This window comes from Streptomyces sp. NPDC002386, from assembly GCF_053593175.1.
This window is the reverse complement of the sequence record NZ_JBSFBX010000007.1, coordinates 38,214-60,321: the sequence shown is the minus strand read 5'-3', so window position 1 is coordinate 60,321 and position 22,108 is coordinate 38,214. Positions and strand designations below refer to the sequence as shown.

Genomic DNA, 22,108 nt, shown 5'->3' with positions numbered 1-22,108 from the left:
GGCCGGAAATCCGTCCATGTGATCGATCACACAGGATCAACCGCCGACCGGGGGTAGAAAATTCCGCGCGAAGCGAACAACCCCCGCGTGTGTCGGATCCCGGTCACACCGGCAGCGTGACCCGCATCACCAGACCCCCGCCCTCGCGCGGCGTCGCCACGATGTGGCCGCCGTGCGCGCGGGCCACGGACCGGACGATGGACAGGCCGAGGCCCACCCCCTTGTCGCTGCCCGTGCGCTCCGTGCGCAGCCGTCTGAACGGCTCGAAGAGGTTGTCGATCTCGTACGCCGGCACGACCGGGCCGGTGTTGGAGACGGTCAGCACCGCCTGGCCGTGCAGCACCTCCGTGGTCACCTCCACCCAGCCGTTCTCGGCCACGTTGTAGCGCACCGCGTTCTGGACGAGGTTCAGCGCGATCCGCTCCAGCAGGACGCCGTTGCCCTGCACCACCGCGGGCCTGCGCTCGCCGCGGACGGTGACGCCCTTGGCCTCGGCCTCGGCGTGCACCTGGTCGATGGCCTGTCCGGCCACCTCGGCCAGGTCGACCGGTTTGCGCTCGACGATCTGGTTGTCGCTGCGGGCGAGCAGCAGCAGGCCCTCCACGAGCTGCTCGCTGCGCTCGTTGGTGGCCAGCAGCGTCTTGCCGAGCTGCTGCAGCTCCACCGGCGCGTTCGGGTCGGACAGGTGCACCTCGAGGAGCGTGCGGTTGATGGCGAGCGGGGTGCGCAGCTCGTGGGAGGCGTTGCCGACGAAGCGCTGCTGGGCGGTGAAGGCCCGCTCCAGGCGCTCCAGCATCTCGTCGAAGGTGTCCGCCAGCTCCTTCAGCTCGTCGTCCGGGCCGTCCAGCTCGATCCGCCGGGACAGGTCCGAGCCGGCCACCTGGCGCGCGGTGCGGGTGATCCGGCCGAGCGGGGAGAGCACCCGGCCCGCCATCGCGTAGCCGAACGCGAAGGCGATGACGGCGAGGCCCAGCAGGGCCAGCAGCGAGCGGCTGAGCAGGTTGTCCAGGGCCGCGTGGCGCTGGCTGTCGGCGCACCGGCTGATCGCGTCGTTGAAGTCGGCGAGCGGGACCTGGTTGGTGATCGCGGGGCAGTTGTCGCTGGAGACCTTCAGCTCCTGGAAGCTGACGATCTTGAACAGCGGCGCGTTGCCGTTGGTGATGGCCTGCGCGGCCAGCAGGTAGATGATCGACAGCAGCAGGATGCCGGCGATCAGGAACATGCCGCCGTACAGCAGGGTGAGCCGTATCCGGATGGTCGGGCGCAGCCACGGGAAGGGGGGCTGCGGCCTCCGGGGGTCCCAGGTGGGCTTCGGTGGCGCCTGGGGCGGCGCGGGCGTCGTGGCCACGGCGGATCAGATCCGGTAGCCGGAGCCGGGCACGGTGACGATCACCGGCGGCTCGCCGAGCTTGCGGCGCAGCGTCATGACGGTCACGCGCACGACGTTGGTGAACGGGTCGGTGTTCTCGTCCCAGGCCTTCTCCAGGAGCTGCTCGGCCGAGACCACCGCGCCCTCGCTGCGCATCAGCACCTCGAGGACCGCGAACTCCTTGGGCGCGAGCTGGACCTCCTTGCCGTCGCGGAAGACCTCGCGGCGGTTCGGGTCGAGCTTGATGCCGGCCCGCTCCAGGACCGGCGGCAGCGGCACGCTCGTGCGGCGCCCGAGGGCCCTGACGCGCGCGATCAGCTCGCTGAACGCGAACGGCTTGGGCAGATAGTCGTCGGCACCGATCTCCAGGCCCTCGACGCGGTCGCTGACGTCACCGGAGGCGGTGAGCATGAGCACGCGCGTGGGCATGCCCAGCTCCACGATCTTGCGGCAGACGTCGTCGCCGTGCACGAGCGGAAGGTCCCGGTCGAGGACGACCACGTCGTAGTCGTTGACGCCGATGCGCTCCAGGGCGGCCGCACCGTCGTACACGACGTCGACGGCCATGGCCTCCCGGCGCAGTCCGGTGGCCACCGCATCGGCGAGCAGTTGCTCGTCCTCGACGACGAGTACGCGCACGTCGCTTGTCCTTCCTGTGTCCACCCGCGTAGCGCGCGGTGAGGCGCGCGCGGGCAGGGGTGTCCGTGGGATGTGACCTCCATCCTGCCCTTTTCGGCCATAAGTCGGCTGTAAGGCGGGTCCCGCATCGCAGGGACCGGTGCGACGGCGCGGCGGCGCGGGATTTTCTCCGGCGCGGAAGGTTTCCCGCGGGGAGAGCGGGGGGAGGACGGCAGGTACACCCCGCGATCACGCTCTGCATGTGCCGCAGCACCATGCGGCACATCGCGATCAGCCTCCGCATCCGCAGAGTGGGCGTGGGTGTCCGGCACCGTCGCCGCCCGGCCGGGCTGCGCTGGGCACCCGCGGCAGACGTGATCGTTTCCCTCCGAACGGCACACCCCCGTGCCACCCGACCCACGACCCAGGACGAGGGGGCGCAGCATGGACGCATTCACCGCAGGACTTCTGCAGCGCATAAAGGCGACCGAGTCCGACCTGTCGCGGGCTCGTGACGAGGGCGACGACTTCCTTGCCGAAGTGGAACAGGCCGAGCTCGACGACCTGCGCCGCCTCGCCGCCGAACACGGTGTGGAGGTCGGCGCGTCACGCGTCTGTTAGGCCCGCAGTGCAGGAACGGGACCCCCGGCGAATCCAGCGCCGGGGGTCCCGTTCGTCCGGCGCCCTGGGCGACGCCTGCCCGCCCGTGGGCGGACTAGTCGTGCCAGGCGCCGAAGTCCTCCAGCAGTCGCTGGAGGGGCTCGAAGACGCCCGGGGTGCCCGCGACCGTCAGATCGCCCGTGGGGCGCTCTCCGGGGCGCCCACCGGTCAGCGCGCCCGCCTCGCGGGCGATCAGGTCCCCCGCCGCCACGTCCCAGGCGTGCAGGCCGCGCTCGTAGTAGCCGTCCAGCCGGCCGCAGGCCACGTCGCACAGGTCGACCGCGGCCGAGCCCCCGCGCCGGATGTCCCGCAGCAGCGGGATCAGCCGGGCGGCGACCTCGGCCTGGTGGGTGCGGACCCGCTCGACGTAGTTGAAGCCGGTGGAGACCAGCGCCTGGTCGAGCGGGGGCGCGGGACGGCAGGTCAGCGCCCGCTCTCCCTCCCACGCGCCCGTGGCCCGGGCCCCGCCGCCGCGCACCGCGTGGTACGTCTCGCCGCGCATCGGCGCCGCGACCACGCCGACGACGGTCTCGCCGTCCTGCTCGGCCGCGACGGACACGGCCCAGGTCGGCAGGCCGTAGAGGTAGTTGACCGTGCCGTCGAGCGGGTCGATCACCCAGCGGACGCCGCTGGTGCCCTCGACGGAGGCGCCCTCCTCGCCGAGGAAGCCGTCCTCGGGCCGCCGCCCGGAGATCAGGTCGGTGATCAGCTTCTCGGCGGCGATGTCCATCTCGGTGACGACGTCGATCGGGCTCGACTTGGTCCTGGCCACCGCCAGGTCGGCCGGCCGGCCGTCACGCAGCAGCTCACCGGCCCGGCGGGCGGCCTCCTGGGCCAGCGCGAGCAGTTCCCGGTGGAGGGGGTCGGTCACGGGTCTCCTCAGGCGAAGGGGCTGTCGGCGCCGGCGGCGGCCGGCTTCGGGGCGCGGGCCGGGCAGCAGCCGACGGGGCACAGGTCGTGGCTGGGGCCGAGCGCGCCCAGGGCGCACCGCGTGACGTCCTGTCCGCGTTCCACCGCGGACCGCTCCAGGACCAGTTCGCGGACGGCCGCCGCGAACCGCGGGTCGGCGCCCACGGTGGCCGAGCGGCGCACCGGCAGGCCCAGCTCCCCGGCCTTGGCCGTGGCCTCGGTGTCGAGGTCGTAGAGGACCTCCATGTGGTCGGAGACGAAGCCGATGGGCGCCATGACGACGGCCGGGACGCCGGCGGCGTGCCGCTCCTCGAGGTGGTCGCAGATGTCCGGCTCCAGCCAGGGGATGTGCGGGGCGCCGGAGCGGGACTGGTAGACGAGCCGCCACGGGTGGTCGACGCCGGTGCGCTCGCGGACGGCGTCGGCGATGAGCCGGGCCACGTCCAGGTGCTGCTCGACGTACGCCCCGCCGTCCCCGTGGGCCTCGGCCGGGCCGGAGGTGTCGGCGGCGGCGGTGGGGATGGAGTGCGTGGTGAAGGCGATGTGGGCGCCGTCGCGCACGTCCTCGGGGAGGTCGGCGAGGGAGCGCAGCACGCCGTCGGTCATGGGCTCGACGAAGCCCGGGTGGTTGAAGTAGTGGCGCAGCTTGTCGACCTTCGGCGGTTGGACGCCCTCGCTCTCGAGGGTGGCCAGCGCGTCGGCGAGGTTCTCCCGGTACTGGCGGCAGCCCGAGTAGGAGGCGTAGGCGCTGGTGGCCAGCACCAGGACGCGGCGGCGGCCGTCGGCCGCCATCTCGCGCAGGGTGTCGGTGAGGTACGGCGCCCAGTTGCGGTTGCCCCAGTAGACCGGCAGGTTCAGGCCGTGCTCGGAGAAGTCCTCGCGCAGGGCCTTCAGCAGGGCACGGTTCTGGTCGTTGATGGGGCTGACCCCGCCGAACAGGAAGTAGTGCTGCCCGACCTCCTTCAGGCGTTCCTTGGGGATGCCACGCCCGCGCGTGACGTTCTCCAGGAACGGGACCACGTCGTCGGGGCCTTCGGGGCCGCCGAACGAGAGCAGGAGCAGGGCGTCGTACGGGCTGTGATCGAGCACGTCTGGCATGACTCGATCCTGCCACCCGGTACCGACAGCGCGGGAACAGCGGGACGAGGAGTCGGGTTCGAGACGTTTTCGCGATGCTTGTCCGTCCGCGCCTCCGGTGGCGCCCGCGACCGTTTCCGGGGGTGCACTTAGGGCCACCTAACTCGTAAGCTGTACCGGTCGCATTCGCGCCTTACGAGCCGCCCCGGAGTCCACGTGCCCAGCCCCTACCGCGCCCTGTTCGCCGAGCCCGGCACGAAGTCCTTCTCCGCCGCCGGGTTCATCGGCCGCATGCCGCTGTCGATGATGGGCATCGGCGTGGTCACGATGGTCTCGCAGCTCACCGGCCGCTACGGTCTGGCCGGTGCGCTGTCCGCCACCATCGCGCTGTCCGCGGCCGCGATCGGGCCGCAGATATCCCGGCTCGTGGACCGGCACGGACAGCGGCGGGTGCTGCGCCCGGCGACCCTGGTCGCGCTCGCGGCGGCCGGCGGACTGCTGCTCACCGCGTACCTCGGCGGGCCGGACTGGACGCTGTTCGCCTGCGCGGCCGGGATCGGCTCGGTGCCGAGCCTGGGCGCGATGATCAGGTCCCGCTGGGCGGCCCTGTACCGGGGGACGCCGAAGCTGCACACCGCCTACTCGTTCGAGTCGGTGGTCGACGAGGTCTGCTTCATCTTCGGGCCGATCATCTCCATCGGCCTGTCCACCGCCTGGTTCCCGGAGGCGGGGCCCCTGCTGGCCGCGTGCTTCCTGGCCGCCGGCGTCTTCTGGCTGACCTCCCAGCAGGCCACCGAGCCGCGGCCGCACCCGCGTGAGCGGCGCGGCGGCGGCAGCGCGCTGCGCTCGCCCGGACTCCAGGTGCTGGTGGCCACGTTCGCGGCCACCGGCACGATCTTCGGGGCGGTCGACGTGGTCACCGTCGCGTTCGCCGACGAACGCGGTCACAAGGCCGCCGCGAGCGTGGTCCTCGCGCTGTACGCCGCCGGATCCTGCACGGCCGGGGTGGTCTTCGGGCTGATGCGGTTCGCCGGGGCACCGGAGCGCCGCTGGCTCGTGGGCGTGTCGGCCATGGCCGTGAGTATGATCCCCCTCCTACTGGTCGGAAACCTGCCGCTTCTGGCCGTGGCGCTGTTCGTTGCGGGGCTGGCCATCGCGCCGACGATGATCACGACGATGTCCCTCATCGAAGAGCACGTACCTCGCGCGCAGCTCACCGAGGGCATGACCTGGGTGAGCACCGGCCTCGCGGTCGGAGTCGCGCTCGGCTCCTCCGCGGCCGGCTGGGTGATCGACGCAGCCGGGGCGCGTGCCGGGTACGGGGTTCCGGCCGTGTCCGGGGCCGTCGCGGTCACGGTCGGTTTCCTCGGGTACCGCCGGCTCCGCAGGCCGGCCGCGGGTCGGGGAGGCATCGTTGAGCACCATGTCGAGCGCGAGGAACAGCACCTGGCGTAACTGGGGCGGCAACGTCTCCGCCCGCCCCGCGCGCGAGGTCGCGCCGGCCTCGGTGGAGGAACTGGCCGCGGAGGTGCGCCGGGCGGCCGAGGACGGCCTGAAGGTGAAGGCCGTCGGCACCGGGCACTCCTTCACCTCCATAGCCGCCACGGACGGAGTGCTGATCCGCCCTCGGCTGCTGACCGGCATACGCGGCGTCGACCGGGAGGCCATGACCGTCACGGTGGAGGCCGGCACCCCGCTCAAGCGGCTCAACGCGGCCCTGGCGCGCGAGGGCCTGTCGCTCACCAACATGGGCGACATCATGGAGCAGACGGTCTCCGGCGCCACCAGCACCGGCACCCACGGCACCGGCCGCGAATCGGCCTCGATCGCCGCCCAGATCAGGGGACTGGAGCTGGTGACGGCCGACGGCTCGGTGCTCACCTGCTCCGAGAAGGAGAACCCGGAGGTCTTCGCGGCCGCCCGGATAGGCCTCGGCGCGCTCGGCGTCGTCACGGCCATCACCTTCGCGGTGGAGCCGCTGTTCCTGCTCACCGCGCGCGAGGAACCGATGCCCTTCGACCGGGTGATCACCGAGTTCGATCAACTGTGGGCGGAGAACGAGCACTTCGAGTTCTACTGGTTCCCGCACACCGGCAACACCAACACCAAGCGCAACAACCGCAGCGCGGGCCCGGAGCGGCCGGTGGGACGGCTGGCCGGCTGGTTCGAGGACGAGTTCCTCTCCAACGGCGTCTTCCAGGTGGCCCAGTGGGTCGGGCGGGCGGCCCCGGCGGCCGTCCCGGCCATCGCGCGGGTCTCCAGCAAGGCGCTGTCCGCACGGACGTACACCGACATCCCCTACCAGGTCTTCACCTCGCCGCGCCGGGTGCGCTTCGTGGAGATGGAGTACGCCGTCCCGCGCGCGGCCCTGGCGGACACCCTGCGCGAGTTGCGGACCATGGTCGACCGCTCCCGACTGCGCGTCAGCTTCCCGGTCGAGGTGCGCACCGCGCCCGCCGACGACATCACCCTGTCCACCGCCTCCGGCCGGGACAGCGCGTACATCGCCGTGCACATGTACCGGGGGACGCCGTACCAGGCCTACTTCACCGCCGCCGAGCGCATCCTCACCGCGCACGAGGGCCGGCCGCACTGGGGGAAGGTGCACACGCGCGACGCGGCGTACTTCTCCGGGGTGTATCCGCGCTTCGCCGAGTTCACGGCGCTGCGCGACCGGCTCGACCCGGAACGCCTGTTCCAGAACGACTACTTGAGGAGGGTTCTGGGGGCGTAGCGATTAGTTCCGTTTCCGGGGATTAAGTGAAGTTCGCCACCTCCAAGATCGTCGCAACCCGGTGATGAGCGGCCAAGTCGCACCCCTTGCCAGAAGTTGGGCGGCGCGCCCATCCACGCACATGGTCCAAATGGAGTACTGTTGCGAGCCCTGGGTCCGGTGTCCCACCAGGGTGTCCGCGACCTCGCAGGGCAGCCGGGAGGGGGCTAGTTGCACAGGGTGACGGAGTTTGTCACTTAGCGTTGCGAATAGGTAACCGTGCCATAACGGCGACCCAGGGCCCATGCCCGACACGCCGGGCAACTCGGCAAGGTTGTGGCAGGCTGCACCCGGGCAGGCCACACTCGACTAGCGGAAGCAGCGACGCACGTGACGTCGGCAGGCACCACCCGGGAGGTCCCCATGCCCGAACTGCGTGTCGTGGCCGTCTCCAATGACGGCACACGGCTGGTGCTCAAGGCTGCCGATTCCACGGAGTACACACTCCCGATCGACGAACGGCTGCGCGCCGCCGTCCGCGGCGACCGTCCCCGTCTCGGCCAGATCGAGATCGAGGTCGAGAGCCATCTCCGCCCGCGTGACATCCAGGCGCGTATACGAGCCGGTGCCACCGCGGAAGAGGTCGCCCAGCTCGCCGGCATCCCGGTCGACCGGGTGCGGCGCTTCGAGGGACCGGTGCTGGCCGAACGCGCCTTCATGGCCGAGCGTGCCCGCAAGACCCCGGTCCGCAGGCCGGGCGAGAACTCCGGTCCGCTGCTCGGCGAGGCCGTTCAGGAGCGGCTGCTGCTGCGCGGCGCCGACAAGGACACCGTGCAGTGGGACTCCTGGCGCCGCGACGACGGCACCTGGGAGGTCATGCTCGTCTACCGGGTCGCGGGCGAACCGCACTCGGCGAGCTGGACGTACGACCCGCCCCGGCGGCTGGTCCAGGCCGTGGACGAGGAGGCCCGCTCGCTGATCGGCGAGTCCGACGACCTCGCCGTGCCGGAGCCGAGCTTCCCGTTCGTCCCGCGCATCGCCCGGCTGCCGCGCGACCGTGGCATGGACCGTGCCCTGGAGCGTGTCGACCGGGACCGGCCGAGCCTGCCCGCGCAGGCGTCCGAGCCCGCCGAGGAGAGCACCGGCGAACGCGACTCGCTGACCAGCCTGCTGGAGGCGGTGCCCAGCTTCCGGGGCGACCTGGTGGTCCCGGAACGGCCGGTGGAGATCTCGGCGGAGGAGCCGCCCGAGGAGGTCGCCGAGGAGGAGCCCCCGGCGCCCGCCGCGTCGGCGGGATCCGCCTACGCGGACGTCCTCATGCCGCGCTCGGTGGGCAGCCACCGGGACCGGCTCATCGGTTCGACCGACCGCCAGGCCGAGGCCGACGGTGTCCGCCCCGGCCGCCGGGCCGCGGTCCCGAGCTGGGACGAGATCGTGTTCGGGACCCGGCGCAAGAAGCAGGAGTAAACGGGCCGTACGACCGTGTGAAACCGTCGTAGGACCTGTCGGAAGTGGGGGCACGCGCGCGTGCCCCCACTTCTCGTCCTCCTCGTCGTCTACCGCGGGTCCGGGCCCACCGCCACCGGACGGGACGGGTCCGAGGACCACTGCGACCAGGAACCGACGTACAGGGCCGACGGAATGCCCGCGACCGCGAGCGCCAGCACCTCCTGGGCGGCCGACACGCCCGAGCCGCAGTAGACGCCCACGGGAACATCCGTGGACACCCCCAGGGCCTTGAAGCGGTCCCGCAGGTCCGCCGCGGACAGGAACCGGCCGTCCGGGCCCACGTTCTCGGTCGTGGGCGCCGACACCGCGCCCGGGATGTGCCCGCCGACCCGGTCGATGGGCTCCACCTCGCCGCGGTACCGCTCCCCCGCGCGCGCGTCCAGCAGCACGCCCGATTCGGCCAGGGCGGCCGCCTGGTCCGCGTCCAGCAGCCCGGCGGGGTCCGGCACGGGCCGGAAGTCGCCCTCGGCCGGAGCGGGCGTCGCGGTGGACAGTGCGCCCTGCCAGGCCGGCAACCCGCCGTCGAGGCACCGCACGTCCGGGTGACCCGTCCAGCGCAGCAGCCACCACGCGCGCGCGGCGGCCCAGCCCACACCGCCGTCGTAGACGACGACCGGGCGGGTGGCCGACACACCCGCGCGGCGCATGGCGGCGCCGAACTCCGCGAGGTCGGGCAGTGGATGGCGGCCGCCCTCGCCGGGGGCCGAGGCCAGCTCCCGGTCCAGGTCGACGAAGACCGCGCCGGGGATGTGCCCGGCCGCGTACTCGGCCCGGCCGTCGAACTCCGGTTCGCCCGCCGCCTTCGCGAGGCTGAGCTGCCAGCGGACGTCCAGCAGGACGGGCGGGGCCTCCCCCTCGATCTCGTGGGCCAGTTCGGTCGCGCTGATGATGGCTGTCATGGCGTCATCCTTACGTCAGGGGTGGCCGCGGCGTCCAGGTCCGGCTACTCTCCCGCCGGACAGGTCCGATCACCCGGCGTACGGGATCGGGCACAGGCTGTACAACTGTCGGACACTCGTCGGCCATCGTCAGGAAGCGGCGGGAGACGACGGAGCAGGCAACCTTCCCGGTGCCCCGGGCGGTCGGCGCGGCCAGGCGTGCGCCACCCCGGAGGACGCGGGTGCCGGCACGGGTGTGCGCGCGTGGGCGGCACACCCCTCCGGCTGGCGGAAGCGACACGGCCCCCGTGAGGGCCGGGGAGAGAGTGATCGATGACCGAGGCACGGGAGTCGGCCGGCCCGCACGCGCGGCGCGCGCCCGGCACACCCTGCTGGGTGAGCCTGATGGTGCACGGACTGGCCGCGACCGAGAGGTTCTATGGGGCCCTGTTCGGCTGGGAGTTCCGGCCGGGTCCGCGGCAGCTCGGCCCATACGTGCGGGCGCTGCTGGACGGCCACGACGTGGCCGGCATCGGCCAGCTGCCGCCGGAGCGCCGGCTGCCGGTCGCCTGGACGCCGTACTTCGCCTCGCGGGACGTGGACGCCACGGCCGACCAGGTCCGCCTGTGCGGCGGCACGGTGGCCGTGGGTCCGCTGGACGCGGCCGAGGCCGGGCGGATGGCCATCGCCGCCGACCCCTCCGGGGCGGTCTTCGGGATCTGGCTGGGCGCGGCCCACCTCGGCACGTCGGTCGGCGGCGTCCCGGGCACCCCCGCCTGGAACGAGCTGCTCACCTTCGAGACCACCGCCGTGGCCAAGTTCTACGAGACGGTGTTCGGCTACGAGGAGGAGCCGGAGGTCTCCGCTGACTCCGACCACGTGACCCTGCGCGCCGGCGGACAGCCGGTGGCCGGCCTGACCGGCCTGGGCCATGCCCTGCCCGGCGACCGGGGCGCCCACTGGCTGACGTACTTCCAGGTCGCCGACACCGGGGAAACGCTGCTGCAGGTCACCGAACTGGGCGGCCGGGTCCTGGACCCGGCCCACGACGGCCCGCACGGCCGGGTCGCCACGGTGGCGGACCCGGAGGGGGCGGTGTTCTCGGTGATCGAGAACCCGCGCTGAGGTCCCCGTCCGGCCCCCCAGGTGCGTCGGGGTCCGGCACCGGTCCGGCCGACCGGGCTCCGCCGCCCCGCCGGTCGGCCCGGTCAGTCGGCCGTGACCGGCAGCACGTCCGGGGACAGGGCCGCCGCGCGGGACGTCGCGGCGGTCATGCGGCGGCGGTGGTGGCGGCGGCACAGCACCTCGTAGCCGATCTCGCCCGCCGCGTGGTTGACGTCGCCGACGACCACCTGGGCGCCCTCGACGACCATCTCGCCGTCCACCGTGCGGGCGTTGTGGGTGGCGCGGGCGCCGCACCAGCACAGGGCCTCGACCTGGAGCACCTCTATGCGGTCGGCCAGTTCCACCAGCCGCTGGGAGCCGGGGAAGAGCTTGGAGCGGAAGTCGGTGGTGATGCCGAACGCGTAGACGTCCAGCCCGAGGTCGTCCACGACGCGCGCGAGCTGGTCGATCTGCTCCGGCGCGAGGAACTGGGCCTCGTCCGCGATCACGTAGTCGGCCCGGCCGCCCTGGGAGAGACGGACGACGAGGTAGGCGTACAGGTCCTGGCCGTCCTCGACCTCCACCGCGTCGGTGACCAGGCCGAGCCGCGAGGACAGCTTGCCCTCGCCGGCCCGGTCGTCCCGGGTGAAGATCACCCCGACGAGGCCGCGCGTGGAGCGGTTGTGCTCGATCTGCAGAGCCAGCGTCGACTTCCCGCAGTCCATGGTTCCGGAGAAGAACACCAGCTCGGGCATGAGGGGATGAGCACCTTTCGGCGGGGACGGGCAGGGGGATTCAGGAGCGTACTTCGAGCAGCGGGACGAACTGCTCGGCGGGGGTCATCGAGCCGTGGTTGCCGACCAGCGCCGACTCCTTGGGCTCCCGCTCGGAGGCGATGACCAGGACGTCGTCGTGCGCCGCCGCGATCACGTCCCCGAGGCGCGCGTACACGCGCTCGTCGACGCGCGGCCCGAACCAGCCGGCCTCGATCGCCTCGTCCCGCGAGGCCACCCAGAACTGCTCGCCGAGCACCTCGCGCCAGACGGTCAGCACATCGGCCTCGGCGCCCGGCACCGCGTACACGTGCCGCGCCCGGCCCTCGCCGCCGAGCAGGGCGACACCGGCGCCCAGCTCCCAGTCCTCGTCGAAGTCGATCCGGTGCTCCTCGTCGAACGGCACGTCGACCATGCCGTGGTCGGCGGTGACGTAGAGCGCGCTGCGCGGCGGAAGCTGCTCGGCGAGGCGCTGGGCGAGCCGGTCGACGTTCATGAGCTGGCCGCGCCAGGTGTCCGAGGCGACGCCGTAGCGGTGCCCGGCGCCGTCCAGCTCGGCGTAGTAGGTGTACACCAGCGAGCGGTCACCGGCGGCCAGTTGCTCGGCGGCGAGGTCCATGCGGTCCTCGCCGGTGAGCCGGCCGTGGAAGGTGCCGCCGCTCAGCGCGACCTTGGTCAGCGGGGTGCTCGCGAAGGCCGGCGAGGACACCTGGGCGGCGTGCACACCGGCGTCGTGGGCCAGTTGGAAGACCGTGGGATACGGCTGCCAGGGGCGCGGCGGGGCCCACGGCTGCCAGCGGAGCTGGTTCATCAGCTCGCCGGTGGCGGGGTTGCGGACGGTGTAGCCGGGCAGGCCGTGCGCGCCGGGCGGCAGGCCGGTGCCGACGGAGGCCAGGGAGGTCGCGGTGGTGGCCGGGTAGCCGGCGGTGAGCGGGCGGCCGGTGCCGCCGCGCGAGCTGCCGAGCAGCGAGTTCAGGAAGGGGGCCTCGTCGGGGTGGGCCCTGAGCTGCTCCCAGCCGAGCCCGTCGACCAGGAAGACGCAGACCCGGTCGGCCGGGGTGAGTTCCGCGATCGTGGCGGTCATGCCGGGGACGCCGAGGCCGGCGGCCAGGGTGGGCAGCAGGTCGGCGAGCGAGCCGCTGCCGTACTGGGGCAGGGGCGCGCTGGCCAGGGCGAGGGGCTCCGGGTGGTCCCAGGCGGAGAGCTGCGCCATCAGCGCGTGGGGTCCGCGGTCGCCTCGGAGATGGCCTGGGCGAAGGCGAGCGCCTGGCGCACCGTCTCGGGGCCGTCGCCGGCCTCGCTCACCCGCAGGCTGAGGTCGTCCGCCGTGGAGCTGCCCGTGTAGCCGTGGTCGGCCTCGCAGTTGGGGTCGCCGCAGGCGGCGGGCTCCAGGTCGATACGGCTGACCGCGCCCCAGCCGATGGTCAGCACGATCTCGCGGGGCAGGGTGCCCGGCTTGTACTGCTCCGGGTTGGCGACCACCCGGCTGACCACGACGGACGAGATCCGGCCGAGCTTCACGGACTCCGTGGAGGTGGTGGCGTAGGGCGTCGGGGACGTGCTGTCGGCGGCCTGCTCGTCGGTGTGGCTGACGATGAAGCGGTTGCCGGTGAGGACCAGCACGGTCACGTGCCGGCGCACCTCGTTCTGGTCGAACGTCGTCTCCTGGTGGACCAGGTACGACCGGATGGGCTCGCCGCCCACGGCGGCTTCCACCGCCTCGGCCACGAGGGCCGGGTAGTAGCCGCTGCGCTCGATCGCCGCGCGCAGCCCCTGGGTCGTCGTACTGGTCTTGGCCATGGCGTCCATCCTAATCCGTGGGCAAGGGCGCTCCGGGCCAGTCGCCGGCGGCCGCGGCCGCCGGGCCTCCCCCGCGCGGGAGGGCCGTCCGATCGGCCCCCGCCGGCGGCCCGGCCGCTCCCCCGCTCAGTACGCCGGCATGGTGCGCGGGCCGAGGTCGTCGCGGGCGGGGGGCGGCGCGAGGCGCACGGTCGCGCCGAGGACGCTCACGCCCCGCTGCGCGACGACGACCGGTTCCAGGGTGACGGCCACCACCTCGGGATGGTCGTCCACCAGCCGGGACACTCGCAGCAGCAGCCGCTCCAGTGCGGGGGTGTCCGCGGGCGTGGAGCCGCGCCAGCCGAACAGCAGCGGCGCGGTGCGGATGGACCGCACCAGCGAGGTCGCGTCCCGGTCGGTGACCGGGACCAGCCGGTGCGCCATGTCGCCGAGCAGTTGCGAGGGGGCCCCGGCCAGCCCGAAGGACAGCACGGCGCCGGCCGCCGGGTCGATCACCGCGCGTACGACCGTGTCGACACCCCTCGGCGCCATGGCCTGCACCACCGGCCGCAGTTCGTCGGGCTTTCCGAACAGCTCGGTCAACTCGGCGTAGGAGCGGCGCAGTTGCTCCTCGTTCGCCAGGTCGAGGCGTACGCCGCCGAGGTCCGCGCGGTGCCGCAGGTGCGGGGCGGTGGCCTTGAGGGCCACCGGGTATCCGAGGGTGCGGGCGGCCTCGGCGGCGGCGTCCGGGCTGGGCCCGGGCAGGGCGCGGCGGACGGGGATGCCGTACTTGCCGAGGAGTTCGCAGGTCTCCGCCTCCCCGAGGGTGAGCCCCTGCCCGCGTTCGAGCAGGACGCCGATCAGTTCGGCGGCGCCCCTCTCGTCGATGTCCTCGTACTCCGGGACCTTCCCGGGATCGGTGGCCTCGCGCCGCCACTGGCCGTACTTCACGGCCTCGGCGAGGGCGCGGACGGCACGTTCGGCGGCGGGGTAGGCCGGGATGAGGCGGGCCCCCTCCACCGGGGGGACGGCCGGCGCCTCGGGCACGGCGGCCGGCGGCCGCCGCGGGGGGCGGGACGGACCGGTGGCGTCCGGGGCGCCGGGTGCCCGCGCGGACCGGGGTGCGGCGTTCGCGGCGCCCTGGGCGGGCGGAGCCTGCGGTGCGGCGCCCGCCGCGGCCGGATCCTGCGGGGCGGCCTGGGGGGCCGTGCTCGCCGCGGCCGACAACGCCTCCGCGAGCCCGCCGAGTTCCACGTGCACCACGAGCACCGGCTTGCCGGACACCCCGGCGGCCGCCGATCGCAGCGCCTCCGCCAGTTCGGCGTCGCCCGGTGAGCCCTCCCCGATCGCCGGTATCGCCGTGACGACGACCGCGTCGCACGTGTCGTCCGCCAGGGCCCGGGACAGCGCGCGGTGGAAGTCCTCCGCCGTCGCGCCGGTGGTCAGGTCCAGCGGGGGCGAGGGCCGCAGTCCCTCCGCGAGACAGCGGTCGTACGTCAGCAGGCCCAGCGACTCGGAGTTCCCGAGGATCGCCACCCGGGGCCCGGCGGGCAGCGGCTGCCGGGCCAGCAGCAGGCCCGCGTCGACCAGCTCGGTGATCGTGTCGACCCGGATGACACCGGCCTGCCGGAGCAGCGCCGACACGGTCTCGTGCGGCAGCCGCGTCGCCCGTACCGCGTGTCCCTGCGGCGCGGATCCGGCGCCCTGGACCACGACCAGCGGCTTGGCCGCGGCCGTGCGCCGGGCGAGGCGGTTGAACTTGCGGGGGTTGCCGATGGTCTCCAGGTACATCAGGGCGACATCGGTCTCGGGGTCGTCGTACCAGTACTGGAGGACGTCGTTGCCGGAGACGTCGGCCCGGTTGCCGGACGACACGAAGGTGGACACGCCCGTGACGCCCGTGACCCCTCCGCCACGCCGGTGCAGCCGGGACAGCAGGGCGATGCCGATGGCACCGGACTGGGCGAACAGGCCGATGCGGCCGGGCCTGGGCATCTCCGGGGCCAGCGAGGCGTTCAGCCGGACGCCGGGCGCGGTGTTGATGATCCCGAAGGCGTTGGGGCCGATGATCCGCATGCCGTACGCGCGCGCCTGCCGCACCAGGGCGCGCTGCCGCTCGCGCCCCTCGGGGCCGCTCTCGGCGTATCCGGCGGACAGCACCACGAGCCCCTGCACCCCGTGCTCGCCGCACTCGGCGACCACCGCTGGCACGTGCTCGGCCGGGACGGCGACCACGGCGAGGTCGACGGGGCCGTCGATGTCCCGCACGGAGCGGTGCGCGGGCACCCCGTCGACCTCCTCCAGGTCCTCGGGGAAGGCCGTGTTCACGGCGTGCAGCAGGCCCCGGTAACCGGCCTCGCGGATGTTGCCGAGGACGCCGCGGCCGACACTCCCGGGCGTGCGGCCGACGCCGACGACGGCGACGGAACCGGGTGCCAGCAGCCGGCGTACCGAGCGGGCCTCGGCGCGCTGCTCCCGTGCGCGCTGGACGGCGACCGAGCGGTCGGTGGGCTCGAGGTCGAACTCCAGGCGGACCACGCCGTCCTCGAAGCTGCGCTTCTGGGTGTACCCGGCGTCCGTGAACACCTTGATCATCTTGGTGTTGGCGGGCAGCACCTCGGCGGCGAAGCGCCGGATGCCCCGCTCGCGCGCGACGGCCGCGACGTGTTCCAGCAGGGCGGACGCGACGCCGCGGCCCTGGTGGGCGTCCTGGACCAGGAAGGCGACCTCGGCCTCGTCGGCGGGCACGGACGCGGGCATGCCGTCGGTGCCGATGCGGTCGTAGCGTACGGTGGCGATGAACTCGCCGCCGATCGTGGCCGCGAGTCCCACCCGGTCCACGAAGTCGTGGTGAGTGAAGCGGTGGACGTCCTTGGCGGACAGGCGTGGGTACGGCGCGAAGAAGCGGTAGTACTTCGACTCGTCCGAGACCTGCTCGTAGAAGCTGACCAGGCGGTCGGCGTCGTCAACGGTGATGGGCCTGATGCGCGCGGTGCCCCCGTCGCGCAGCACCACGTCCGCCTCCCAGTGAGCGGGGTACTCGTGCCGGTCCTGCCGGTCCGCCGGGCTCTGCATGGGCCCCAGGGTACGGCTCGCGTACGGCGACGTCGCGAGGCAGTCTGTGGAGGACGACAAGCCGGACCGAGGCCGCGGTCCGGCGGCACCGGCGGCGGGACACAGGTCCGCCCGGGGCACGCTTCACGATATGGGAAACTGGTCTAGACAACCTGAACACCGAAGGGCAGCAACACATGGCTGAGCGCCGCGTCAACGTCGGCTGGGCCGAGGGCCTCCACGCCCGCCCCGCTTCCATCTTCGTCCGAGCCGCCACGGCCACAGGCGTCCCGGTGACGATCGCCAAGGCCGGGGGCAACCCCGTCAACGCGGCCTCCATGCTGGCCGTCCTGGGTCTGGGCGCCCAGGGCGGCGAGGAGATCGTCCTCGCCTCCGACGCCGAGGGCGCGGACGTCGCCCTGGACCGGCTGGCGAAGCTGGTCGCCGAGGGCCTCGAGGAACTGCCCGAGACGGTCTGAGCACCGGACCACGGGAAATACCGGAGCCGTGCCGCCCTTTCCGGGCGGCACGGCTCCGCCGTTTCGGCGGCCAATTGGGCCGCGCGGGAAATTCGGGCAGCGGAAATACCCCGTCACGAAATTTCCCCCTCTTTGTATACGGCCCACGTGTTAATGCCGCGGGCCCGACATGTTTACGGCATGTTGCGAAGTCCTCACACGGTCCGGGCGCGCGGCGGGGCTCTCGCCGCCGGAAAAGCGCAGCCGGTGCGCGACCGTCGAGCGCTCGGTGTGCAGCGCCGTGAGCGCACGCGCGCGTTCGCCGTCGCCGCGCGCCACCGCGTCCACGATCGCGCCGTGCTCGGCCCAGGAGTCCACCGGGCTCGGCGGGGCCGCCACCGCGTACATCCAGGCGATCTTGTGCCGGAGCTGGGTCAGCATCGAGGTCAGCGAGGGACTGCCGGAGGCCTGGGCGAGCGTCTCGTGGAACCAGCCCCCCAGGGCGCGCAGATCCTCGCTGTTGCCCCTCCTGGCCCGTTCCTGCCCCAGCCTGACCAGGCCGCGCAGCACCTTCAGATGCGCCTCGGTGCGCCGCTGGGCGGCCCGGGAGGCGCCGAGCGGCTCCAGGAGCACGCGCATCTCCAGCAGGTCGGCGGCCTCCTGCTCGGTCGGCTCGGCCACGCACGCGCCCGCGTGCCGCCGCGTCACCACGAAGCCCTCCGCCTCCAGGGTGCGCAGGGCCTCACGGACCGGGACGCGCGAGACGCCGTAGCGGCGGGCCAGGACTTCCTCGGTGAGCCGGCCGCCGCGCTCATGGACACCCGCGACGATGTCGTCCCGGATCGCCGTGCACACCGAGTGCGCCGGAATACGCATGACCGACCTCCGCTTTGATCCCCGTTCAACGCCGGCGATGGACGTGTTGATCCGTGACTCTATTCCACGGGAGCGGAATTTCCGACGGCGGGTCGGAATCCATGCATATTTTTTGGCCGACCGTTCCCTCGGGAACCGCAGAAAACGCGAAAGCCCCGGCTCGGTGAGCCGGGGCTTTCGGATGTCCGCGCGGAAGGGGTCAGACGTGCACGCCGTGCTCGCGGAGGTAGGCGATGGGGTCGACGTCCGAGCCGTAGTCGGGAGAGGTACGGGCCTCGAAGTGGAGGTGCGGGCCGGTGACGTTGCCGGTCGCGCCGGACAGGCCGATCTGCTGGCCCGGAATCACCTTCTGGCCCACCGTGACGCCGATGGACGACAGGTGGCCGTACTGGGTGTACATGCCGTCGGCCATCCGGATCACGATCTCGTTGCCGTAGGCCCCGCCCCAGCCGGTGGAGACGACGGTGCCGGCGCCGACCGCGTGCACGGAGGTGCCGCTGGCGGCGTGGAAGTCGATGCCCGTGTGCGAGCCGGAGGACCACAGGGAGCTGCTGGCCTGGTAGGCCGTGGAGACGTACGAGTGCACGATCGGGGCGACGAAGGCGTTCAGGCGCTTGCGCTCGGCCTCGCGGGCGGCGCGCGCCGCGGCCTCGCGTTCCTTCTTCGCCTCCGCGGCGGCGGCCTTGGCGGCGGCCTCCTCGGCGGCCTGCCGTTCGGCGGCCTGCGTCTGGGCGGCGGCCTGCTCGTCGATCTGCTCGGCGACCTCGTCGCTCACACTGATCACCGGCGTGAGGCCCGTCTGCTCGACGGGCTGCTCCGCGGCGAGCGCCGGGGAGGCGGCGAGCGTGCCGATGACACCGGTGGTGGTGAGGGCTGCGACACCGGCCGCCTGGGCGGTGGTGCGCTTCACGCGGCCGGGCTTGCGGTGCTTCCCGGAGGCGCACATGAACGCCATGAAGTGGCTGGTCCTTTCCTTCCCTCTCGCCTACCGGGTTAGCTGACGGGTTCGGAGCAGGAAGGTCTCCTACGGACCCCCTCGCTCACGCGCGGGCGTCCGATTCACCCCAGGGACTGCGATGGGTCCCCGGCTCCCCTGGCTCGCGCCGTACGGGGACTCGGCGATGACTGTCCGGTGCCGCGGGCGCGGCGCACTGCCTGACGGACAGCCCGGAAGAAGCTAAGCGGCCCGGTCGTCGGCACCCAAACGGATCCGGGCTTTTGTAGCGCATCCCACAGGGCAGACGGGCAACCTCCGCCTCAATTCGGACATCTGGACAAGGGTGACCCACCCGTTTCGGGAAGGTCCGCGCACACGATGGGGACCTGACGGCCCGTCGGCCGCGAGGTCCCCACGCGCGCGTGTCGCCGTGCGGCCGCTACTCGGCGGCGACGACGGTGACTTGGCCGATGCCGAGCGCCTCCACGGGCTCCTTGATCTGCGCCGCGTCACCGACGAGGACCGTCACCAGACCGTCCACCGGGAAGGCGCTGACGACCGCCGCGGTGGCCTCGACGGTGCCGGTGGCCGCGAGCTGCTGATACAGCGTCGCCTGGTAGTCGTCGGGCAGGTGCTGCTCGACCTGGTCGGCCAGGGTGCTCGCGACGGCAGCAGCGGTCTCGTACTTCAGCGGTGCCACCCCGACCAGGTTCTGCACGGCGACGTCCCGCTCGGCGTCGGTCAGGCCCTCCGCCGCGAGGGTGCGCAGCACCTTCCACAGGTCGTCGAGCGCCGGGCCGGTGTTCGGGGTGTCCACGGAGCCGCTGATGGCGAGCATCGCGGCGCCGGTGCCGTCCGGCGCGGACCGCAGGACCTGCCCGAAGGCGCGCACGCCGTAGGTGTAGCCCTTCTCCTCACGCAGCACACGGTCCAGGCGGGAGGTGAGCGTGCCGCCGAGGCAGTACGTGCCGAGCACCTGGGCGGGCCACACCCGGTCGTGCCGGTCGGGTCCGATCCGGCCGATGAGGAGCTGCGTCTGGACGGCGCCGGGCCGGTCGACGATGACGACCCGGCCGGTGTCGTCGGCGGTCACCGGCGGCACCGGGCGCGGCTCGGCGGGGGTGCCGGTCCAGGCGCCCAGGGTGTCGGCGAGCAGGGCGTCCAGGTCGATGCCGGTGAGGTCGCCGACCACGACCGCGGTCGCCGTCGCGGGACGCACATGACGGTCGTAGAAAGCGCGGACCGCGGCCGCGTCGATCTTCTCGACCGTCTCCTCGGTGCCCTGGCGCGGGCGCGACATGCGCGCGGTGGCCGGGAACAGCTCCCGGGAGAGCTCCTTGGCGGCGCGGCGGGAGGGGTTGGCCAGCTCGTGCGGGATCTCGTCCAGCCGGTTGCGCACCAGCCGCTCGACCTCGCTCTCCGCGAAGGCGGGGGCGCGCAGGGCGTCGGCGAGCAGACCGAGCCCCTTGGCCAGGCGGGAGGCGGGCACCTCGAGGCTGAGCCGGACGCCGGGGTGGTCGGCGTGCGCGTCGAGCGTGGCGCCGGCCCGCTCCAGCTCGGCGGCGTAGTCCTCGGCCGAGTGCTTGTCGGTGCCCTCGGAGAAGGCCCGCGCCATGATCGTGGCGAGGCCGTCCAGGCCGGACGGCTCGGCGTCCAGGGGCGCGTCGAGCAGCACCTCCACGGCGACGACCTGCTGGCCGGGGCGGTGGCAGCGCAGCACGGTCAGGCCGTTGTCCAGCGTGCCGCGCTCGGGGGCGGGGAACGCCCAGGGCCTGGCCTCGCCCGGCTGCGGCTGGGGGTGGAAGTCCATCGGGGCGAGCTCGCTCACTTGGCCGTCTCCTCGTTGTCGTGGCGGCCCTCGACGGTCGCCTCGGCCTCCGGGTCCTCGGGGACGTCGGCGTCCTGGACGGTCTCCGGGGACTTGGGCTCGTACACGAGGACCGCGCGGTTGTCCGGCCGCAGGCGGGCCTTGGCGACCTCCTGGACCTGCTCGGGGGTCACCTCAAGGACGCGCTCGACCGCCGTCAGGGCGAGCTGCGGGTCGCCGAACAGGACGGCGAACCGGCACAGTTCGTCGGCGCGGCCGGCGACCGTGCCGAGCCGGTCGAGCCACTCGCGCTCCAACTGGGCCTGGGCGCGCTCCATCTCCTCGGGCGTGGGGCCCTCCTCGGCGAACCGGGCCAGCTCCTCGTCGATCGCGGCCTCGATCACCGGGACCTCGACGTCACCGGAGGTCTTCACGTCCAGCCAGCCGAGCGAGGGCGCGCCGGCCAGCCGGAGCAGACCGAAGCCGGCCGCGACGGCCGTGCGGTCGCGGCGCACCAGCCGGTTGTACAGGCGGGAGGACTCGCCGCCGCCGAGGACGGTCAGGGCCAGGTCCGCCGCGTCCGCGTCGCGCGTGCCGTCGTGCGGGAGCCGGTAGGCGGCCATCAGGGCGCGCGCCGGGACCTCCTCCTCGACGACCTCGCGCAGCTGGCCGCCGATGACCTCCGGCAGCGAGCCGTCGCGGGGCGCGGGCTTGCCGTCGTGGCCGGGGATCGAGCCGAAGTACTTCTCGATCCAGGCGAGGGTCTGCTTGGGGTCGATGTCGCCGACCACGGACAGCACCGCGTTGTTGGGCGCGTAGTACGTCCGGAAGAACTGGCGCGCGTCCTCCAGGGTGGCCGCGTCCAGGTCGGCCATCGAGCCGATCGGCGTGTGGTGGTAGGGGTGGCCCTCCGGGTAGACCAGGGCGGTCAGCTTCTCGAAGGCGGTGCCGTAGGGGACGTTGTCGTAGCGCTGGCGGCGCTCGTTCTTGACGACGTCCCGCTGGTTCTCCATGGACTCCTCGTCCAGGGCGGCCAGCAGGGAGCCCATGCGGTCGGCCTCCAGCCAGAGGGCGAGCTCCAGCTGGTGGGCGGGCATGGTCTCGAAGTAGTTGGTGCGCTCGAAGCTCGTGGTGCCGTTCAGCGAGCCGCCGGCGCCCTGCACCAGCTCGAAGTGGCCGTTGCCCGTGACCTGGCCGGAGCCCTGGAACATCAGGTGCTCGAAAAGGTGAGCCAGGCCGGTACGTCCCTTGACTTCGTGGCGGGAGCCGACGTCGTACCACAGGCAGACCGCCGCCACGGGGGTCAGGTGGTCCTCGGAGAGCACCACGCGCAGACCGTTGGCCAGGCGGTGCTCGGTCGCTGTCAGGCCCCCGGAGCCTGCCTCGGCTGTGGTCGTGTGACCCATGGGCATGTACGTCCCTTCGCGAGCGGAGGCGGTTGATGGAAACCGCGGATTTCCTGCCGGTCCTGCCACTGTATGCAAGCGTGCGGAGCCTCGGCGAAGTTCCCGCCGGACGTACGCCCACAGCGGATCGCGTAGCCTGCGTCCCGCGTGCCGTGGGAGGGCTTCCCGGCACCGGGCCGCA

At 73.2% G+C, this 22,108-nt stretch carries 19 protein-coding genes and 1 riboswitch; of the genes, 6 read left to right on the top strand and 13 right to left on the bottom strand.

The genetic code is table 11. The annotated features are described in order from the left end of the window. Positions 1–103 precede the first annotated feature (103 nt). Entirely contained in the window at positions 104–1,348 is a 1,245-nt protein-coding gene (locus ACWCPN_RS16085; protein ID WP_365130456.1) for a sensor histidine kinase, read from the bottom strand. A 6-nt stretch (positions 1,349–1,354) separates the two neighbouring features. Next, positions 1,355–2,008: a response regulator transcription factor gene (locus ACWCPN_RS16080; RefSeq protein WP_003993508.1), complete on the bottom strand. Its 654-nt coding sequence runs from the start codon at positions 2,006–2,008 to the stop codon at positions 1,355–1,357. A 423-nt stretch (positions 2,009–2,431) separates the two neighbouring features. Here ACWCPN_RS16080 and ACWCPN_RS16075 point away from each other — a divergent pair, with 423 nt between their 5' ends. Continuing rightward, on the top strand, positions 2,432–2,608 hold the full coding sequence (locus ACWCPN_RS16075) for a hypothetical protein (protein ID WP_451206192.1): 177 nt from the start codon (positions 2,432–2,434) through the stop codon (positions 2,606–2,608). Between the two features lie 94 nt (positions 2,609–2,702). Here the strand turns inward: ACWCPN_RS16075 and ACWCPN_RS16070 are convergent, their stop codons facing one another. After that, positions 2,703–3,518 carry an inositol monophosphatase family protein gene (locus ACWCPN_RS16070; protein WP_451206189.1) on the bottom strand — a complete coding sequence of 272 codons (816 nt, stop codon included), beginning with the start codon at positions 3,516–3,518 and terminating at the stop codon, positions 2,703–2,705. An 8-nt stretch (positions 3,519–3,526) separates the two neighbouring features. Continuing rightward, positions 3,527–4,654 carry a ferrochelatase gene (locus ACWCPN_RS16065; RefSeq protein ID WP_451206186.1) on the bottom strand — a complete coding sequence of 376 codons (1,128 nt, stop codon included), beginning with the start codon at positions 4,652–4,654 and terminating at the stop codon, positions 3,527–3,529. 195 nt (positions 4,655–4,849) lie between these two features. Between ACWCPN_RS16065 and ACWCPN_RS16060 the strand changes: the two genes are divergently transcribed. The 3 genes from ACWCPN_RS16060 to sepH all read left to right on the top strand — a co-directional run bounded on the left by ACWCPN_RS16060 (position 4,850) and on the right by sepH (position 8,813). Next, positions 4,850–6,088 (top strand): MFS transporter, encoded by a 1,239-nt coding sequence (locus tag ACWCPN_RS16060; protein ID WP_451206183.1) that lies wholly within the window; start codon positions 4,850–4,852, stop codon positions 6,086–6,088. Further along, positions 6,057–7,367 carry a D-arabinono-1,4-lactone oxidase gene (locus tag ACWCPN_RS16055; RefSeq protein WP_451206179.1) on the top strand — a complete coding sequence of 437 codons (1,311 nt, stop codon included), beginning with the start codon at positions 6,057–6,059 and terminating at the stop codon, positions 7,365–7,367. The genes ACWCPN_RS16060 and ACWCPN_RS16055 overlap by 32 nt, the downstream gene beginning before the upstream one ends. A 402-nt stretch (positions 7,368–7,769) precedes the next feature. Beyond that, a complete protein-coding gene (sepH, locus tag ACWCPN_RS16050) occupies positions 7,770–8,813 on the top strand; it encodes a septation protein SepH (RefSeq protein WP_451206176.1) in 1,044 nt (347 codons plus the stop codon). An 89-nt stretch (positions 8,814–8,902) separates the two neighbouring features. Here sepH and ACWCPN_RS16045 read toward each other — a convergent pair whose 3' ends face one another. Continuing rightward, complete coding sequence (locus ACWCPN_RS16045) at positions 8,903–9,754, bottom strand: sulfurtransferase (protein ID WP_451206173.1); 852 nt, start codon at positions 9,752–9,754, stop codon at positions 8,903–8,905. A 312-nt stretch (positions 9,755–10,066) separates the two neighbouring features. Between ACWCPN_RS16045 and ACWCPN_RS16040 the strand changes: the two genes are divergently transcribed. Further along, on the top strand, positions 10,067–10,858 hold the full coding sequence (locus tag ACWCPN_RS16040) for a VOC family protein (protein WP_451206170.1): 792 nt from the start codon (positions 10,067–10,069) through the stop codon (positions 10,856–10,858). Positions 10,859–10,941: 83 nt separating this feature from the next. On the opposite strand, the gene ACWCPN_RS16035 is transcribed toward ACWCPN_RS16040, so the two are convergent. From ACWCPN_RS16035 to ACWCPN_RS16020, 4 genes are all read right to left on the bottom strand, one after another. Then, positions 10,942–11,592, bottom strand: a complete 651-nt coding sequence (locus ACWCPN_RS16035; protein ID WP_451206167.1) for a thymidine kinase — start codon at positions 11,590–11,592, stop codon at positions 10,942–10,944. Positions 11,593–11,632: 40 nt separating this feature from the next. Continuing rightward, positions 11,633–12,823 (bottom strand): alkaline phosphatase family protein, encoded by a 1,191-nt coding sequence (locus ACWCPN_RS16030; RefSeq protein ID WP_199212310.1) that lies wholly within the window; start codon positions 12,821–12,823, stop codon positions 11,633–11,635. Continuing rightward, positions 12,823–13,419: a DUF5998 family protein gene (locus tag ACWCPN_RS16025; RefSeq protein WP_199212309.1), complete on the bottom strand. Its 597-nt coding sequence runs from the start codon at positions 13,417–13,419 to the stop codon at positions 12,823–12,825. The genes ACWCPN_RS16030 and ACWCPN_RS16025 overlap by 1 nt, the downstream gene beginning before the upstream one ends. Before the next feature lie 117 nt (positions 13,420–13,536). Further along, positions 13,537–16,464 carry a bifunctional acetate--CoA ligase family protein/GNAT family N-acetyltransferase gene (locus tag ACWCPN_RS16020; protein WP_451206164.1) on the bottom strand — a complete coding sequence of 976 codons (2,928 nt, stop codon included), beginning with the start codon at positions 16,462–16,464 and terminating at the stop codon, positions 13,537–13,539. Positions 16,465–16,640: 176 nt separating this feature from the next. On the opposite strand from ACWCPN_RS16020, the gene ACWCPN_RS16015 reads away from it, so the two are divergent. After that, the gene (locus ACWCPN_RS16015; protein WP_317445823.1) at positions 16,641–16,922 is read left to right on the top strand and encodes an HPr family phosphocarrier protein; all 282 of its coding nucleotides are present in this window, start codon (positions 16,641–16,643) and stop codon (positions 16,920–16,922) included. Positions 16,923–17,072: 150 nt separating this feature from the next. On the opposite strand, the gene ACWCPN_RS16010 is transcribed toward ACWCPN_RS16015, so the two are convergent. From ACWCPN_RS16010 to ACWCPN_RS15995, 4 genes are all read right to left on the bottom strand, one after another. Continuing rightward, on the bottom strand, positions 17,073–17,777 hold the full coding sequence (locus ACWCPN_RS16010) for a GntR family transcriptional regulator (RefSeq protein ID WP_451206160.1): 705 nt from the start codon (positions 17,775–17,777) through the stop codon (positions 17,073–17,075). 199 nt (positions 17,778–17,976) lie between these two features. Next, positions 17,977–18,732: a M23 family metallopeptidase gene (locus ACWCPN_RS16005; protein WP_451206157.1), complete on the bottom strand. Its 756-nt coding sequence runs from the start codon at positions 18,730–18,732 to the stop codon at positions 17,977–17,979. Between the two features lie 12 nt (positions 18,733–18,744). Continuing rightward, positions 18,745–18,908, bottom strand: a riboswitch (cyclic di-AMP (ydaO/yuaA leader). Positions 18,909–19,153: 245 nt separating this feature from the next. After that, entirely contained in the window at positions 19,154–20,542 is a 1,389-nt protein-coding gene (locus ACWCPN_RS16000; protein WP_451206154.1) for a M16 family metallopeptidase, read from the bottom strand. Beyond that, on the bottom strand, positions 20,539–21,933 hold the full coding sequence (locus tag ACWCPN_RS15995; protein WP_451206151.1) for a M16 family metallopeptidase: 1,395 nt from the start codon (positions 21,931–21,933) through the stop codon (positions 20,539–20,541). The genes ACWCPN_RS16000 and ACWCPN_RS15995 overlap by 4 nt, the downstream gene beginning before the upstream one ends. Positions 21,934–22,108: the final 175 nt, after the last annotated feature.